General features: G+C 66.1%; 12 protein-coding genes, 1 tRNA gene, 1 pseudogene and 1 riboswitch. Of the genes and pseudogenes, 7 read left to right on the top strand and 7 right to left on the bottom strand.

Annotated elements, in window-relative coordinates; translation table 11 throughout:
- Window positions 1-11 precede the first annotated feature (11 nt).
- Entirely contained in the window at window positions 12-2,516 is a 2,505-nt protein-coding gene (locus N4261_RS16300) for a penicillin-binding protein 1A (protein ID WP_261756337.1), read from the bottom strand.
- Between the two features lie 256 nt (window positions 2,517-2,772).
- On the opposite strand from N4261_RS16300, the gene N4261_RS16295 reads away from it, so the two are divergent.
- Complete coding sequence (locus N4261_RS16295) at window positions 2,773-3,732, top strand: tripartite tricarboxylate transporter substrate binding protein (RefSeq protein WP_261756336.1); 960 nt, start codon at window positions 2,773-2,775, stop codon at window positions 3,730-3,732.
- Window positions 3,733-3,754: 22 nt separating this feature from the next.
- Here N4261_RS16295 and N4261_RS16290 read toward each other — a convergent pair whose 3' ends face one another.
- On the bottom strand, window positions 3,755-4,660 hold the full coding sequence (locus N4261_RS16290) for a CPBP family intramembrane glutamic endopeptidase (protein ID WP_261756335.1): 906 nt from the start codon (window positions 4,658-4,660) through the stop codon (window positions 3,755-3,757).
- 224 nt (window positions 4,661-4,884) lie between these two features.
- Window positions 4,885-5,066: riboswitch (yybP-ykoY riboswitch) on the top strand.
- 7 nt (window positions 5,067-5,073) lie between these two features.
- On the opposite strand from N4261_RS16290, the gene N4261_RS16285 reads away from it, so the two are divergent.
- The 4 genes from N4261_RS16285 (at window position 5,074) to N4261_RS16270 (ending at window position 9,893) form a co-directional block, all read left to right on the top strand.
- The gene (locus N4261_RS16285) at window positions 5,074-5,646 is read left to right on the top strand and encodes a manganese efflux pump MntP (protein WP_261756334.1); all 573 of its coding nucleotides are present in this window, start codon (window positions 5,074-5,076) and stop codon (window positions 5,644-5,646) included.
- Window positions 5,647-5,659: 13 nt separating this feature from the next.
- Window positions 5,660-7,291, top strand: a complete 1,632-nt coding sequence (locus N4261_RS16280; RefSeq protein ID WP_261756332.1) for a phosphoethanolamine transferase — start codon at window positions 5,660-5,662, stop codon at window positions 7,289-7,291.
- 40 nt (window positions 7,292-7,331) lie between these two features.
- On the top strand, window positions 7,332-8,789 hold the full coding sequence (gene sbcB, locus N4261_RS16275; RefSeq protein WP_261756331.1) for an exodeoxyribonuclease I: 1,458 nt from the start codon (window positions 7,332-7,334) through the stop codon (window positions 8,787-8,789).
- A 165-nt stretch (window positions 8,790-8,954) separates the two neighbouring features.
- Window positions 8,955-9,893, top strand: a complete 939-nt coding sequence (locus N4261_RS16270) for a GGDEF domain-containing protein (protein WP_261756330.1) — start codon at window positions 8,955-8,957, stop codon at window positions 9,891-9,893.
- Window positions 9,894-9,965: 72 nt separating this feature from the next.
- On the opposite strand, the gene sodC is transcribed toward N4261_RS16270, so the two are convergent.
- The 4 genes from sodC to N4261_RS16250 all read right to left on the bottom strand — a co-directional run bounded on the left by sodC (window position 9,966) and on the right by N4261_RS16250 (window position 12,664).
- Window positions 9,966-10,508 carry a superoxide dismutase [Cu-Zn] SodC gene (sodC, locus tag N4261_RS16265; protein ID WP_290428825.1) on the bottom strand — a complete coding sequence of 181 codons (543 nt, stop codon included), beginning with the start codon at window positions 10,506-10,508 and terminating at the stop codon, window positions 9,966-9,968.
- A gap of 348 nt (window positions 10,509-10,856) precedes the next feature.
- Window positions 10,857-10,947, bottom strand: a tRNA-Ser gene (locus N4261_RS16260).
- Between the two features lie 69 nt (window positions 10,948-11,016).
- On the bottom strand, window positions 11,017-11,943 hold the full coding sequence (locus N4261_RS16255) for an SPFH domain-containing protein (RefSeq protein ID WP_261756329.1): 927 nt from the start codon (window positions 11,941-11,943) through the stop codon (window positions 11,017-11,019).
- A 289-nt stretch (window positions 11,944-12,232) separates the two neighbouring features.
- Window positions 12,233-12,664 carry an NfeD family protein gene (locus N4261_RS16250; protein WP_261756328.1) on the bottom strand — a complete coding sequence of 144 codons (432 nt, stop codon included), beginning with the start codon at window positions 12,662-12,664 and terminating at the stop codon, window positions 12,233-12,235.
- Window positions 12,665-12,938: 274 nt separating this feature from the next.
- Between N4261_RS16250 and N4261_RS16245 the strand changes: the two genes are divergently transcribed.
- Window positions 12,939-15,209, top strand: a complete 2,271-nt coding sequence (locus N4261_RS16245; RefSeq protein ID WP_261756327.1) for an arginine/lysine/ornithine decarboxylase — start codon at window positions 12,939-12,941, stop codon at window positions 15,207-15,209.
- 268 nt (window positions 15,210-15,477) lie between these two features.
- Here the strand turns inward: N4261_RS16245 and fabI are convergent, their stop codons facing one another.
- The gene (fabI, locus tag N4261_RS16240) at window positions 15,478-16,260 is read right to left on the bottom strand and encodes an enoyl-ACP reductase FabI (protein ID WP_261756326.1); all 783 of its coding nucleotides are present in this window, start codon (window positions 16,258-16,260) and stop codon (window positions 15,478-15,480) included.
- Window positions 16,261-16,537: 277 nt separating this feature from the next.
- On the opposite strand from fabI, the pseudogene rimP reads away from it, so the two are divergent.
- Window positions 16,538-17,047, top strand: a pseudogene (gene rimP / locus N4261_RS16235) (ribosome maturation factor RimP); the annotation flags it as partial.
- Between the last annotated feature and the right edge of the window lie 25 nt (window positions 17,048-17,072).

Here is a 17,072-nt window from a genome sequence, read left to right as displayed (position 1 = left end):
GCTCGCGCCGTTCAGCCGCCTTTCTCGCCCGCAAACCACGACGGGCTCGCCCCTGAATTCGTTGCCGGCACCGCCGTGGCGGGGCCGGGGGCGGTGGCGGGCGCCGCGCCCTGCGGCAGGGTCGGCACGATGCCAGGGACTGCCGCAGACGCCGCGTCGGAGGCGCCGCCCGGTGGCGGCACCGGGCCGATGGTCTTCAGGCCGGCATCACCGGCGAATTCGGTGAACACCCAGTCCGGGCCGTTCGGGCCCTCGGCCTGGGTCACGCCTTCGGACGGCGGACCGATCTCCGACGGCGAGAAGCCTTTCAGCGCCACCTGCATGTAGTCGATCCACGCCGGCAGCGCGATGCCGCCACCGGTTTCGCGGTCGCCCAGGCTGCGCGGCTGGTCATAGCCGATCCACACCACCGTCGCCACATGGCGCTGGAAGCCGGCGAACCAGGCATCCACCGCATCATTGGTGGTGCCGGTCTTGCCATAGAGGTCGTAACGCTTGAGCGCCTGGCTGGCGCGGTAGGCGGTGCCTCGGGTGGCCACTTCGCGCAGCAGCGAGCTGGTGATGAAGGCATTGCGCTCGCTGATCACCCGGCGATCGATGGTGGTGGATTCGGGTTCCGCGCGGAACAGCTCCTGGCCCTGGGCATCGACGATCTTGGTGATCAACAGCGGCTTGAGCAGATAACCGCCGTTGGCGAACACCGAATAGGCGCTGGCCATCTGCATCGGCGTGACCGCGCCCGAACCCAGCGCCAGCGTCAGGTTGGACGGCTGCTTGTCCACATCCAGGCCGAATCGACCGGCCCAGGTGCGTCCGCGTTCCGGCGTCAGCTGCTCCAGCAAGCGGATGGTCACCATGTTCTTGGACTTGGCCAGCGCCTGGCGCAGGGTCATCGGGCCGTCGAACTGGCCGTCCGAGTTGCGCGGGGCCCAGTCGCCGGCGAAGAAGGGCGCATCGTCCACCAGGGTGGCCGGGCTGGCGCCGATCTCCAGGGCGCCGGAGTACAGGAAGGGCTTGAAGCTGGAGCCCGGCTGACGCCAGGCCTGGGTCGCATGGTTGAACTGGTTGCGGGCGAAGTCGAAACCGCCGACCAGCGCCAGCACCTTGCCGCTTTCCGGTTCGACTGACACCAGCGCGCCTTCGGCCTCCGGCGACTGGGTCACCGCCCAGGCGCCCTTGGGGAATTCCTTGGTCGATGCGCCTTGCAGCACCCGCAGGATGCTGCCGCGCTGGATGCGCAACTGCGGTTTGGCTTTCTCCGACAGTGCCGCCAGCACGCTGCGCACACCTTCGCCGCGCAGGTCGATGTCCTCGCCGTCGGACAGCGTGGCCTTGATGCGGTTGCCGGTGACCTCGGTCACCACGGCGGCGCGCAGATCGTCGTTGTCCGGATGCTCCTGCAGCGCCTGGGTGATGGCGTTGTCGATGTCGGTGTCGTCCATGTCGGCGGGCAGGTCCACCGTGCCTTCCGGGCCGCGCCAGGGCTTGCGGCGCTCGTAATCCATCAAGGTGCGGCGCAGCGCCTTGTAGGCGGCGACCTGGTTGTCCATGCGAATGGTGGTGTAGACCCGAATGCCGCGGTTGTAGGCGTCCTCGCCGTACTGCGCATGGACCACCTGACGCACCATCTCGGCCGCATACTGGCCATAGGGCAGCCGCTGGTCCTGGATGCCGCGCAGCTTCAGCGGTTCGTCATAGGCCAGCTTGGCCTGGTCGGCGGTGATCATGCCGACGTCCTGCATCCGCGACAGCACCACCGCCTGGCGCTTCTTGGCGGCCTTCAGGTTGCTGATCGGATTGGCACGGTACGGGTTCTGCGGCAGGCCGGCGATCATGGCCGTTTCCGCAATCGACAGATCCTTCAGCGACTTGCCGAAGTAGGTTTGCGCCGCCGCCTCGAAGCCGTAAGCACGCTGACCCAGGTAGATCTGGTTCATGTAGATCTCCAGGATCTTGTCCTTGGAGAGCTGGCTCTCGATCTTCAGAGCCAGCAGCACCTCGACGAACTTGCGGGTGTAGAGCTTTTTCTTGGTGAGGTAGAGGTCCCGCGCCAGCTGCTGGGTGATGGTGGAGGCGCCTTGCTTGCGGCCCGAGGTGAGGTTGGCCAGTGCCGCGCGGAACATGCCGGGCACCGAGATGCCCTGATGCTCATAGAAATTGGCATCCTCAACCGCCAGCAGTGCCTGCTGCATCTGACGGGGAATCTTGTCGATCGGAAGGTAACTGCGGCGTTCGGCGCCGAACTCCGCCAGCAACTCGCCATCGGCGGCATAGACACGCAGCGGCTGCTTGGGCTGGTAATCGGTCACGCGGTCCAGGTCGGGCAGGCCGGGCCAGACCACGGCAGCCGCGCCCCCCAGGATCAACACCACCGCCAGCAGGCCGGCACCGGACCACAAGGCGACCCGCTTCCAGGTGGGCCATTGGGCCAGTCTCGCCCGAAATCCGGCGGTGCGTGCCCACAAGGAGCGGCAGAACGCGGTCAGCGGGCGGACGATTTGAGCAAGCAGCGCCATGGGTTCGCACGAGTAAAGGTCGGGCGATTATCCTCATCCCCCGCGCGCCGTCTCGTCAGACAACGCCGCAGCGACACACCCCATACAAATCCCATACAAATGCAGTTCCCTCGTCACGCGTTGGCAGCCATTTCCCCGGGCAGGCGCACCAGCCGCTCCGGCCGCAGGCAGCCGTCCGGTCGCCTCGCGATGTCCACCCCGCCCGTGCAGCGCGCCACGTGCGGAGCCATCCCCTCCCTGCAAAAGGACCCCCGCCATGCAGCGCCGTAACCTGCTGACCGCGGCGCTGACCGCCGGCGTGACCCTGCCGTCCTGGGCCCAGGACCGCTTTCCCAGCCGGCCGATCACGCTGATCTGCCCGTGGCCGGCAGGCGGCTCCAGCGACGCGGTGATGCGCGCCTTCGGCGACAGCCTGGCCCGGCAGCTCGGCGTGCCGGTGGTGGTGGAGAACCGGCCCGGCGCCGGCGGCACGCTGGGGGCGAGTCTGATGCTGACGGCCAAGCCGGACGGCTACACCCTCACGCAACTGCCGCTGGGGGTCTATCGACTGCCGCACATGCAGAAAATGCCGTTCGACCCGGTGCGTGACCTGCAGCATGTGATCGGGCTGACGGGCTACACCTTCGGCATCGTCTGCACGATGGATGCGCCGTTCCGCAACCTCAAGGAGATGGTGACCTGGGCCCGTGCCCGGCCGGGACAGTTGATCTACGGTCACACCGGCACCGGGACCACGCCGCATCTGGCCTTCGAGGAATTTGCGCACAAGGCGGGGTTCACCACGCAGGATGTGCCGTACAAGGGCACGGCCGAGATCATGCAGGCGATCCTGGGCGGTCACGTGCCGGTGATGAGCGGCACGCCGGAGTTCGTGCCGCATGTGAAGGCCGGCAAACTGCGCTTTCTGGCGACGCTGGGACGGGAGCGCAATCGCGCCTTCCCGGACGTTCCCACGGTGAAGGAGTCCGGCTGGGATACGGTCAGCGATTCGCCGTTCGGCATCGGCGCGCCTCGCGGCACCGATCCGGCGGTCGTCCGCACGCTGCATGACGCCTTCAAGCGCACGCTGGAGGATCCGCATCTGCTGGAGACGCTGGATCGCTACTACCAGCCCGTGCTCTATATGAGCACCGAGGACTATGGCCGCTATGCGCAGCGCACCTTCGAGGCCGAGCGCCTGACCATCGAGCGGATGGGGCTGGCGAGGAAGGGCTGATCGGCCCGTCGGCGTCTGCGCGTCAGCCCAGCTTCACATTCAAGGTGCAGAACACCAGCGCATTGAGCCCGAAATGCAGCAGGATGGCCACCTCGATCCGGCCGCTGAGCGCGTAGCTCAGGCCATAGCCCAGCCCGGCCAATGCGGCGAGCGCGACATAGACGGGGCCGCCGGCCAGATGGGCCAGTCCGAAGAGCAGGGCGGTCAGCAGCACCGGGATCCAACCGCGCCAGTGGCGCAGGTCGTCGCTCACCCAGCGCGCCAGCAGTTGCTGGATCACGCCGCGGAAGGCGACTTCCTCGGCCACGCAGGTCAGGAAGAGGTTGGACAGCAGGAAGAGGGCGGCGTTGGGTGGCCAGCGCAGCGTGGGCTCGCCCAGGCCGCTGCCCACCGCCAGCCACCAGGGCACGGCCAGCGTGGCGACCACCGTGATCGGCAATGCCCATCCGCCGAAGGCGCTGTGCCCGCTGACCGGTCGGCCCGGCTGGTCAGCCCACCGAGTCACGCCCCCGTTGCGGCGTTGGCGCTGCTGGGTGATCAGCACCGCCAGCATCAGCAGTCCGGCGACGCCCTTGTCGAAATTCAGGTACTTCACTGTGGGCGGCAGCGCATCGGCGCTGGCCACCAGGTAGCTCGGATTGGCAAACCCCGGCAGCTTGTGCAGGGAGAGCGCCAGGCCCAGCACCAGCATCAGGACCATCAAGGTGGCTTCGCGGCGGGGCTGTCGATGCGCCGACATCGCCAGCCAGGCCAAGGCCAGCATCGCCAGCACCGGCACCAGCGCGGCGATGCTCAGTTGGCCCTGGATCAAGCCGGCGGTGACCGCCATGATCAGCACCGTCATCCAAGGCCAGGGAGCGGTCACAGGGAGCAGCGTCAGCAGGATCGCCAGACACAGCAACAGATGGCTGAGCGGCATGACGGACATCACGGGCAACACAGGCGTCACGGGATCGGATCCTCGATGTAGGGTGGGACAACTGAAGCGGTGAATGGCAAAGGATGCCGCTGGCGCGTCGGCGACCGCCGGTGGGCAAAAGCCGGTGGGCAAGCGCCACAGCCGGCAGGGGCGCCGCAGTATCTCCGACGCCGGGCCGCGGGACCGCTGCCACGACGGGGAATCGCCTTGGGCGCGACGACCTGATAGGATCGCGGCCTCTCTTTGGGGAGTAGCCTGCTTCCGTTGCATGGAAGCGCCTGCGTCAACACACTCGAACCCTCTCCGGGCTCGTGGCGCCGGCAGCCAGTTCTGGTTGGCGAGACCAACGATGTGCCAGCACGACATTCGGTCGGGCAGTGGTGGCGCGTCGTTGCGACTCTGCCCGACCTTGGATGTCCCCCATGAACTTCCTCTCTACCGCCGCGCTCGCCCTGGCGATGTCCACCGACGCCTTTGCTGCGGCCGTCGGCAAAGGCACGGCGCTGCAGAAGCCGCGTTGGGCCGAAGCCTTGCGCACCGGCGCGATCTTCGGCGTGATCGAAGCGCTCACACCGTTGGCCGGATGGGCCCTGGGTCTGGCGGCGGTCAACACGGTGAAAGCCTGGGACCACTGGATCGCCTTCGTGCTCCTGGGAGGACTGGGGATTCACATGGTGCTCGCCGGGCTCAAGCAGGAGCTGCCCGAGGCGGCTGAAGACAAACCCAACCGTCACAGTTTCATGCGTCTGGCGCTCACCGGCTTCGCCACCAGCATCGATGCGATGGCGGTGGGCGTGGGGCTGGCCTTTGTCGATGTGGACATCCTGCCCGTGGCCGCGGCCATCGGCTTGGCCACCTTCGTGATGGTGACGCTGGGCGTCATGCTGGGCCGGGTGCTGGGGACGGTGGTCGGCAAGCGGGCCGAGATCCTGGGCGGCGTGGTGCTGTTTGCGATCGGCGCCACCATCCTTTATGAGCACCTGACGGCGCTGTGAGTCGGTCCACATGATGAGCTTGCAGATCCTTGGCCGCCTGGGGCGGTCGCCATGGGCCGCCGGGTTGGCCGTGTGCGGCGTGGTGCTGGCGGCGATCTTCGCGGGGCATGAGCCATTGCGGGCGGCGCAGATCGCGCTGCTGGCCTTGCCGTTTTTCGTCTGGCTGCGCTGGCCGTTGTCGAGCCGAGGCTGGCGGGCGGCGCGGTGGATCACGGTCAGTGCGGTGGTGGCACTGTTTGTGATCGATGGACTGGTGCGCGCCTATCTGCGCTCCCGCTACCAGGCCTTGCCCGACAGCTCGCTGGTGCTGGCCGCCGTGGCCAACACCACCACCCGGGAAGCCCTGGAATACCTGAAGTCCCAGGGGGTGGCGATCGGGATCGCCATGGCCGGGCTGTTGGCGGCCTTGTCGCTGACGACCGCCTGGGTGGCGGTCTGCAATCGGCACACGGTGGCGGTGGGCCGGATGGGCCGTCGCGTGTTGATCCTGCTGCTGATCGCCGGCAGCGTCGGCTACATCAGCAAGCCCTGGCGCCGGCATCATCCGGCCCTGTTCTGGCCGACCTGGGCCGCGTCGGTCGATGACCTGCGCGACAGCTGGTCTGATCAGGCCCGCCAGCGGGCGCAGTTGATGTCCAACGCGCGCGCGGCGAATCCTTCGCTGACGGCCGCCGGCCCCTCCACCGTGGTGCTGGTGCTGACCGACAGCGTGAACCGGGACAACATGAGCCTCTACGGTTATGGTCGGGACACCACCCCGCAGCTGACGGCGCTCAGCCGGGAGGAGGCGGGGCGATGGCTGACGCTGCGCCATGCCTGGTCGGTGGAGCCGGGCACGGTGGCGTCCCTGAGCGGCATCTTCAGCTTCGGCGCCCGGGACCAGGATGATCCGGTCGGCCACAGTCAGCACATCCTGGCGCTGGCGCGGGCCGCCGGTTACCGCGTCTGGTGGATGAGCAACCATGACGACGTCGCCATCGACCAGCAGCATGCGCAACTGGCGGACACGGTGGAGATGATCAACCGGGAGCCGGGCCGGTCCACCTCCAGTCTGGATGGCGAATTGCTGGACTGCCTCGAGGAAGCGCTGGTCGATGCCGCGCCACGCAAGCTGATCGTGGTGCATCTGCTGGGGGCCCATCCGCATTACCGGCTGCGCGCACCGTCGGCGATGCGGCCCTTCGATGAGGGCGGCGATGCGGTCGAGGCCCAGATGGAGAAGGCAGGGCGGCCCGTCTGGCTGCGAGAGCTGCGACAGACCTATGACGCCGCACTGCGCTACCACGACGGCGTGGTGGCGGAAACCGCCCGGCTCACCCGCCGCCATGCACCCGCGGGCGGGCAGGCGGCCTGGATGTTCCTGTCGGACCACGGCCAGGAGGTGGGACATGACATCGTCCATGCGGGTCACAGTCCGGGCACGGCCGCCGGCTACCGGGTGCCGATGCTGCTGTGGCGCAGCACCCAGCCGTGGCCGTCGGACCTTGGACAGCGCCCCTTCCGGGCCGACTGGGCAGCCTGGACGCTGGCGGATCTGCTGAACCTGCAGTGGCAGACCATGACCGCGGAGCGCAATGTGCTTCATCCGGACTATCGCTGGGAAGCGCCCGCGCTGCCGGTGGCGTCGGTGCGCTTTGATCGATAGCGGCGCGACGCCGATCCGCGGTGAGGTATCGTGCCGCCCCATGCATGAGATGACTTTCTACTGGCACGACTACGAGACTTTCGGACGCGTGCCGCGCCGAGATCGCCCGGCCCAGTTCGCCGGCCTGCGGACCGATGCGGACCTCAACGAGATCGGCGAGCCGCTGATGGTGTATTGCCGGCCGCCGCTGGATGCGCTGCCCGATCCCGAGTCCTGCCTGCTGACCGGCATCCTGCCCCAGACCTGCGCCGAGCAGGGCTTGCCCGAGCACCAGTTCGCAGCGGCCATCCTGGATGAGCTGTCGCGTCCGGGCACGGTGGGGCTGGGTTACAACACCATCCGCTTCGACGACGAAGTCACGCGCTTCCTCTTCTGGCGCAACCTCATCGATCCGTATGCCCGCGAGTGGCAGAACGACTGCGGCCGTTGGGACCTGCTGGACGTGGTTCGCTGCGCCTATGCGCTTCGGCCGGATGGCATCGAATGGCCCAAGCATGAGGATGGTCGCCCCTCTTTCAAGCTGGAGCACCTGACCGCTGCCAACGGTCTGGCCCATGAAGCAGCGCATGACGCCCTGTCAGACGTGCGCGCCACCATCGCGCTGGCCCGGCTGATCAAGCAGAAGCAGCCCAAGCTGTGGGAGTTCTGCCTCAAGCTGCGGCGCAAGGATGCAGTGTGGGCTGAGATCGGCACGAATCGGCCGTTCTTGCACATCTCCGGCATGTACGGCACCGAGCGTGGCTGCATCGCGCTGGTGTGGCCGCTGGCGGCCCATCCCACCAACAAGAACGAGTTGATTGTCTGGGACCTGGGCACCGATCCCGCAGAACTGCTGACGCTGGAGGCGGACGCCATCCGTCAGCGCCTGTACACCAAGCAGGACGACCTGCCGGAGGGCGTGACCCGGCTGCCGATCAAAACCATCCACGTCAACAAGTCGCCGATCGTGATTTCGGCGCTGAAGATCCTGTCGCCGGAGATGGCCGAGCGGTGGGGCCTGGATCTGGCGCAGGGGCTGGCCCATGCCGAGACGCTGGCCCAGCGGGGCGCGGAGCTGTCGGGCCGCTGGAAGCAGGTGTTCCAGCGACCGGCGGGCGAGGGTGGGGCGGATGTCGACGAAGACCTTTACGGCGGGTTCCTGTCCAGCGACGATCGTCGCGCGCTCGAGCGCCTGCGAGGGCTGTCGCCCGAAGCCCTGGCCGACCGGGTGGCGCAAGGCAAGGTGGCCTTCGAGGATGGGCGTCTGGAGGAACTGCTGTTCCGCTACCGCGCCCGCAACTGGCCTGAGCACCTGAGTCCGGACGAGCGCGCTCGTTGGGAGCAGCACTGCGCCGTGCGCCTGCATCAGGGCGACGGTGGCGTGCAGACGCTGGAGCAGTTCTTCGAGCGCATCGACACCCTGGCCGAAGCCGCCCAGGAGGCCGACGACGAGCGGGCGCAGGAGATCCTGTCCGCGCTGTACGACTGGGCCGAGCAGATCGCACCGCCGCCGCCCTGAGGTGCTGCGCGACGGCGATCGCGCGAACAACACCCTGAACCGGGTCTGCTCCGGGGTTTCCAGCTCGGCCCAAAACGGGTACACCTTCGGTAGCGACCGCCGAACCTGGGTGCGGCGCTGCCTGGGGGGCGCGCCGATGCCCCGTGGATGTAACGAGGAGACGAGATGCAGATCCAACCCGATGCCGCCGGCACCCACCACGAGAACACCGGCGCCCGGATGCGTGCGCTGCTGGTGCGCGCGCCGCTGGCGGTGGCCTTCACCGCGGCAAGCCGTTTCGAGGTGGCGAGCGAGCAGTTCAATCACCTGTTCGGGCACGGCGATGACACCGATCTCAGCGGCTCCGATGTCCGCGACGTGATCGTCTCCGACGCCGGCCACCAGGCGCTGCAGGCCCGCTTGGGTGCGGCCTTCAGTGCGGGACGGCCGCTGGATGAGGAGATCGAATTCGTGCGTCGGGACGGCGCGCGTTTCTGGGGTCGTCTGCAAGCGACGCCGGTGCTCTGGGAGCAGCCCTCGGGCGAGGCGATGTGGGTGGTGGAAGACATCACCGCCGCCCGCACCCAACGCCTGCAGCCGACCTGGTCGGCCAAGCATGACGAGGTGACCGAGCTGAACAACCGGCGCGAGATCGAACGGCGCCTGGCCGACCATGTCGGCAGCCGCCGGCATGAGCCGGTGTCAGTGCTGTTTGTCGACATCGACCGCTTCAGCGAAGTGGTGCAGGGCATGGGCGCCGAGGTGGCGGACCATTTCCTGTATGGACTGGGTCAGATGCTGGTGACCAAGGTGCGGGCGTCCGACATCGTGGCACGGTTGGAAAACGACCAGTTCGCCGTCCTGCTGCCGGATTGCGATCTGCACTATGCGCAGATCGTGGCCGAGAAGATGCGCGCCGCGATTGCCGCCTATCGGCTGCGGTGGGGGCTGCACCGGACCCGCGTCAAGGCCAGCCTGGGCGTGGTGCAGTTGCAGCCGTCGCTGGACACCGTGGATGCGGTCCTGGGCGCCGCGGCGCTGGCCTGCACCGAGGCCAAGGCGGCCGGCGGCGACAGCGTGCGGGTGTTTGTCTCCAACGGCACCTACGAGGAACTCGCCGGCTGACCCACGGCGCCGGGCGCGCCAAGCCTCGGCGCGCCCTCCTTGACCAGCTGCCCGATGGGCAGGCGTCGGGCTTTACTGAATCACGCCGCAGGCGATGCGCGCACCGCCACCACCCAACGGCGCGGGATGATCGGCGTGGTTGTCGCCCCCGGCATGCACCATGAGGGCGTGATTTTTGACATCCGCAACCTTCAGGCGCGGGGCGAGCACGGGCTGCATGGCCTGACCTTGTCCATCCACATACAGCGGGGGCAGATCGCCCAGGTGGCCGTCGCCCCAGGGCTCGCCGTGCTTGCCCGTCTTCTTCGGATCCAGATGGCCGCCGGCCGCTTCTGCGGGCGAGGGCTTGCCGTCTTTGTCGGCGGCCGCGCAGGAGGCATTGGCATGCACGTGGAAGCCATGCAGCCCAGGCGGCAGGCCGGTGAGCTTGGGTGTCAGCACCAGGCCGTACTTGGTGTCCTCCAGGGTCACTGTGCCGATCGGGCCGGCTTCGCCCTGAGGCGTCGCGACCTTGAGCGTGACCGAGGTTTCCGCAGCGAGCGCGGCGGTGGCGGGCAGCAGGGCAACCAGGGCGGCGGCCAACAGCGGACGGGTGAATCGGATCGTTCGGATCATGCGGAGTCTCCTGAGGCGAGGGTTTGGATGAGTGCGGCGGATTCGACCGTGGAATGGCGGCCTGATGGTCATTGACCGTCACCGTCATCGTCGGATCGAGGCGAGTCCTTGCGGATGGGGTGGCAATCGACGTTCCGCCGGCCGGCTTCGGCGGCAGCGGTGAGTGCGAGCGCGTGGCGGAAATGCACGAGGTGGGTGGTGCCCCAAACCGTCTTTGACTTTGCAGTGACCGTGGCCGACGTCCGTGGAGATGCCGTGGCTTGACGCAGCTGTTTGAAGTGGCCGATTGACCGGGCCTTGGAATGCAAAAAGGGCCCTGATTGCTCAGGGCCCTTTTCACTTTTCTTCTGGCGGAGAGAGAGGGATTCGAACCCTCGGTGGGCTATTAACCCACACACGCTTTCCAGGCGTGCGACTTAAACCGCTCATCCATCTCTCCGAAGCCCGCCATCATAGCGCAGATTTTTGATGTCAAAAACAAGTCGCCGATGACGGATGAAAATCAGCCTCACTTGACCGGCTGAATCACCTTGTCGTTCTTGATCAGCGCCATCGCGGTGCCGATCAGGCCGGACACCTCGCTCATGTTGCCGGGCACGATCATGGTGTTGTTCTTTTGCGCCAGTTGGGCAAAGGCGTCCACCGCCTTCTCGGCCACCTTCAACTGCACGGCGTCGCCGCCGCCCGGTTGCTGGATTGCCGCAGCGATCTTGCGGATCGCGTCCGCGCTGGCATCCGCGACTGCAGTGATGGCGGCCGCTTCACCCTGCGCCTTGTTGATCTCGGCCTGCTTCTCACCCTCGGAGCGGGCGATCGCGGCTTCGCGTTCGCCGGTGGCGATGTTGATCTGCTCCTGGCGGCGACCTTCGGAGGCGGCAATCAGAGCACGCTTCTCGCGCTCGGCGGTGATCTGGGCCTGCATGGAGCGCAGGATCTCGGCCGGGGGCGTCAGATCCTTGATCTCGTAACGCAGGACCTTCACGCCCCAGTTCAGCGCCGCTTCGTCCAGGGCCTGGACCACGGCGCTGTTGATGACGTCCCGCTCCTCGAAGGTGCGGTCCAGTTCCATGCGGCCAATGACCGAGCGCAGCGTCGTCTGTGCCAACTGGGTGATGGCAACGATGTAATTGCTGGAGCCGTAGCTCGCGCGCATGGCGTCGGTGACCTGGAAGTACAGGATGCCGTCGACCGTCAGCTGGGTGTTGTCGCGCGTGATGCACACCTGGCTCGGCACATCCAACGGGATTTCCTTCAGCGAGTGCTTGTAGGCCAGGCGGTCGACAAAAGGCACCAGGATGTTCAGGCCGGGGGTCAGAGTGGCGTGGTACTTGCCCAGACGCTCGACCACCCAGGCGTTCTGCTGCGGGACGACCTTGACCGACTGGATGATGAAGACAACGGCGACGACCAGCAGGACCAGAGCGATGATTTCCATGTGCAAGTTCCCTCTTGTGTGTTGTGGGGTGAAAGGCGCACGCCGTGGCGTGCCGCCGGTGAGTGGTGTGTGGCGATGCCGCCCGGGGCGGTCTGCGCGGCATCGTGGGTCGCAAGGAGGGCGATGCCCTCAAGTGACCTTGTCTCAGACCTTGTCTCAGACCTTGTGTGAGTCAGTGCTTCAGGCGTCCGCCCGGTGCGCGGCTGGCCCCTCGGCCCAGGCCTCCGGTGCAGGCGTCGGAGGGCTGGACCTCCGTGGCAGCGAGGCCCGGTTCATGCTCAGACCGCGTTCAAGCCGATTCCAGCAGCAGGCAACTGCCCTCGACCGCACGGATCACGTGTCGGCCGCCATGCGGCGCGCCGTTGCCAATGAAGCGCGCCTGCCAAGCCGCGCCGCGGTAGTGGACCTCGGCGGTGCCATCGCCGCGCCAATGGCGGACTTCCAGGCTCTGGCCGATGTCGAGGTTCACATTGGGATTCTGATTCGCGGGCAGGCGAGGGTGCCGCAACTGGCGACGGTGCCAAACCGCGACGGCTGCGCCGCCGACCACCGCGGCCAGCACCATCTGGACGCTGAAACCGAAGCCCAGGTGCGCCGCCAGTGCCGCCGACGCCGCGCCCAGCGCCAGCATCAGCAAATAGAACGTCGCGCCGCTGGCGAGCTCCATCGCGACCAGTCCACCGCAGATCACCCACCACCAGGTGGCCAGGCTCCAGTCCATTTCATCCTCCAGTTCGTGTGCCTCATCGGCATTTGTCCGTGTCGGCTCAGTGTAAGGCGCAGGGCGGTTGGCGGGCCGTTGTCGGGCCTCCTCCCTTGGGGTGATGGAGCGACGGAAACCCAGCGGTTCCGGGCTCGGAGCGGAGGGGCGTCCTGTTTGCGCGACGTTTGTGCGGCGTGTTGCGAGATATGACCCCATGGACACTTGCATGACGCGGCCTTGGCCCTACACTTCGCGCCTTTCGTAACCGACCCCGCCCCGACCCGGAGGCCCCATGACGCCGCGCTTTCGCTTTCCCATCGTCATCATCGACGAGGACTATCGCTCCGAGAACACCTCGGGTTTGGGTATTCGCGCCTTGGCCGACGCCATCCAGAAGGAAGGCTTCGAAGTGCTGGGTGTCACCAGTTACGGCGATCTGAGTCAGTTCGCGCAGCAGCAAAGCCGCGCCAGCGCCTTCATCCTGTCGATCGACGACGAGGAGTTCTCCACCACCGACGGCATCGAGCTGGATCCGGCGGTGCTGAACCTGCGCAAGTTCATCCAGGAGATCCGCTTCAAGAATGCGGACATCCCGATCTATGTGTACGGCGAGACCCGTACCTCGCAGCATCTGCCCAATGATGTGCTGCGCGAGCTGCATGGCTTCATCCACATGTTCGAGGACACGCCCGAATTCGTGGCGCGTCACATCATCCGCGAGGCGAAGAGCTACCTCGATGGTCTGGCGCCCCCGTTCTTCAAGGCGCTGATGGACTATGCGCAGGATGGTTCGTACTCCTGGCACTGCCCGGGTCACTCCGGCGGTGTGGCCTTCCTGAAGAGCCCGGTGGGGCAGATGTTCCACCAGTTCTTTGGTGAGAACATGTTGCGGGCGGACGTCTGCAATGCGGTGGAAGAGCTGGGCCAACTGCTGGACCACACCGGTCCGGTGGCCGAGAGCGAGAAGAACGCGGCCCGCATCTTCAATGCCGACCATTGCTTCTTCGTCACCAACGGCACCTCCACCTCCAACAAGATGGTCTGGCACCACACGGTGGCGCCCGGCGACGTGGTGGTGGTGGACCGCAACTGCCACAAGAGCATCCTGCACAGCATCATCATGACCGGCGCCGTGCCGGTCTTCATGACGCCGACGCGCAACCACTACGGCATCATCGGCCCGATTCCGGAGAGCGAGTTCTCCGCCGAGACCATCCGCAAGAAGGTCGCGAAGAATCCGCTGCTCAAGGGTGTCAACCCGAAGACGGTCAAGCCGCGCATCATGACGCTGACCCAGAGCACCTACGACGGCGTGCTCTACAACACCGAGACGATCAAGGGCAAGCTGGACGGCTGGATCGACACGCTGCACTTCGATGAAGCGTGGCTGCCGCATGCCGCGTTCCACAGTTTCTACGGCTCGTATCACGCGATGGGCAAGCATCGCCCGCGGCCGAAGACGGCGATGGTGTACGCGACGCAGTCGACCCACAAGCTGCTGGCGGGTATCTCCCAGGCCTCGCAGGTGCTGGTGCAGGACTCTCAGAACGTGAAGCTGGACAAGCATCTGTTCAATGAGGCGTACCTGATGCACACCTCGACCAGCCCGCAGTATTCGATCATCGCCAGCTGCGACGTCGCCGCCGCGATGATGGAGCCTCCCGGTGGCACGGCGCTGGTGGAGGAGTCGATCTCCGAAGCACTGGACTTCCGGCGCGCCATGCGCAAGGTCGAGAAGGACTACGGCAAGGACTGGTGGTTCAAGGTCTGGGGCCCGGACAAGCTGGCGTCGGACGGCATCGGCAAGCCGGCGGACTGGATGCTCAAGGCCAACGAGAAGTGGCACGGCTTCGGTCCGATCGAGTCCGGCTTCAACATGCTGGACCCGATCAAGTCGACCATCATCACCCCGGGCCTGGACATGAGCGGCAAGTTCGCCAAGTCCGGCATTCCGGCCAGCATCGTCACCAAGTTCCTGGCCGAGCACGGCGTGGTGGTGGAGAAGACGGGTCTTTACTCGTTCTTCATCATGTTCACCATCGGCATCACCAAGGGTCGTTGGAACACGCTGTTGACCGCGCTGCAGCAGTTCAAGGACGACTACGACCGCAATGCCCCGATCTGGCGCATCCTCCCGGACTTCGTGGCCGCCTTCCCACGTTACGAGCGCATGGGCCTTCGGGACTTGTGCCAGAGCGTGCATGAGGCCTACGCGTCCGGCGACATCGCTCGTCTGACGACGGAGGTGTATTTGTCCGACCTTGAGCCGGCCATGAAGCCCAGCGATGCTTACGCGCACATTGCGCAACGCCGCACCGAGCGGGTGGCGATCGATCAGTTGGAGGGCCGTGTGACCACCGCCTTGCTGACGCCGTACCCGCCCGGCATCCCGCTGGTCATCCCGGGCGAGCGCTTCAACAAGCGCATCGTGGATTACCTGAAGTTCACCCGTGACTTCAATGCCAAGTTCCCGGGCTTCGCGACCGATGTCCATGGACTGGTGGCGGAGAAGGGCGAGGATGGGCAGACGTACTACTACGTCGACTGCGTGCTGGACCACTGAATCGGACGACAGTGCGCTGGCGCTTCGGTCGCCGGGTCGTGCGTCGATCGGGCAACCGAGCCGATTGCTGATGCGGCACCTGAGCAACCAACGGGCCGAAGGCGGTGTCGAATGCCGATCCCGCCATCGAAGCCGCCGCCGATCAGGCGGTTGAGTCGGAAAAAAATGGGAGCCCGATGGGCTCCCATTTTTCATGGTGGATCGTGTCGGGCAGTCCGCAGGTGTTTCGCGGCGGCACGGCGTGCCGCGAGTTGCCCGGGGAGCCGCCTTACTCGGTCGCTGCCAGGGCGCCGTGGCTGAAGCCGCCGTCCACGTAGATGATTTCCGAGCTGATGCCGCCGGACAGGTCGGACATCAGGAAGGCGGCGGTGTTGCCGACGTCCTCGATCGTCACATTGCGCTTGATGGCGGCACTGTTGGCAAATTGACCCAGCAGCTTGCCGAAGTCCTTGATGCCGGCGGCCGCCAGGGTCTTGATCGGACCGGCGGAAATGCCGTTGACCCGCACGCCCTTGGTGCCCAGGTTGTAGGCCAGGTAGCGGACGCTGGCTTCCAGCGAGGCCTTGGCCAGACCCATGGTGTTGTAGTTCGGCACAAATCGTTCGGCGCCGAGGTAGGACAGCGTCAGCAGGGCTGCGCCCGGGCGCAGCCGGGATTGCGCGGCCTTGGCCATGGCGGGGAAGCTGTAGGCGGAGATGTCGTGGGCGATGCGATAGTTCTCTCGGGTCATGCCCTCGAGGAAGTCACCTGCAATGGCCTCGCGCGGGGCGAAGCCGATGGAATGGACAAAGCCATCGAACTCGGGCCAGTGCTCGCCGAGGTCGGCAAACAGGCGATCGATCTGGGCGTCATCGCCGACGTCGCAGTCAAATACCAGCTTGGAGTCGAATTCGGCGGCGAATTCGGTGATCCGGTCCTTGAAGCGCTCGCCCACATAGCTGAAGGCCAGTTCGGCACCTTCGCGGTGGCAGGCCCGGGCGATGCCGTAGGCGATGGAACGGTTGGACAGTACGCCCGTGATCAGCAGTCGCTTGCCGGCGAGAAAACCCATGTCTGCTCCTGGTATTCGTAGATTCAAGGAAGACGGGGATTCTCGCACGCGTACTTGCGCCGCACACCGATGCCTTGTCCGCATGGTGTTTGCATAGTACACTTCCGGCTTCGCTGAGAAAGTGAACGGTGGGCGGATTCATCCAGCCCATTTTTTTTGCTTGTCTTCGCCGCAAGTGACTTGAAGTGTGTCGGATGTCACTGGATTCGGGTGAAACCTCAGTGAATTTGAATGATCCGCGCACAAACATACAGGATAGATCCCGTCGTCGATGAATTTGAGTTGGCAAGCCGTCGTTGAGAAGACCGTGACCGGGCTGGGTTACGACCTGGTGGGCTGCGAACGCAGCGCCGGCGGTTTGCTGCGCGTTTATATCGACAAGCTGCTCGTCAATGGCCAGGAGCCCGAGCAGCCGGTGAATGTTGAAGACTGCGAACGCGTGACGCGCCAGCTTCAATACGTCCTGGAAGTCGAGAACTGCGACTACGAACGCCTCGAGGTTTCCACGCCCGGTATGGACCGCCCGCTGAACAAGTCAGCGGACTATGCGCGTTTTCTCGGTCAGGAAGTGGAAATCACCCTTCGCGAAGCATTTCAGGGTCGCAAGAAATATCGTGGCGTCCTGGAAGCCGGCGATGGCGTGGCCCCCGAGGCGCTGGTGGACAGCGTGTCCTGGCGCCTGATCTTCACCGACGGCAAGGTCGAACAGGCCCTGGATTTCACGCTGGACGAGCTGCGCTCGGCCAAGCTGGTCCCGGCCATCTCTTTCAAGGGCCGCACGCCGAAGGCGGGCGGACAGACCGGTGCGGGCA

This window comes from Roseateles amylovorans (genome assembly GCF_025398155.2).
Classification (GTDB): domain Bacteria; phylum Pseudomonadota; class Gammaproteobacteria; order Burkholderiales; family Burkholderiaceae_C; genus Roseateles; species Roseateles amylovorans.
Note: the sequence above shows the minus strand (reverse complement) of the source record. Positions and strands in the feature narration are given on the sequence as shown.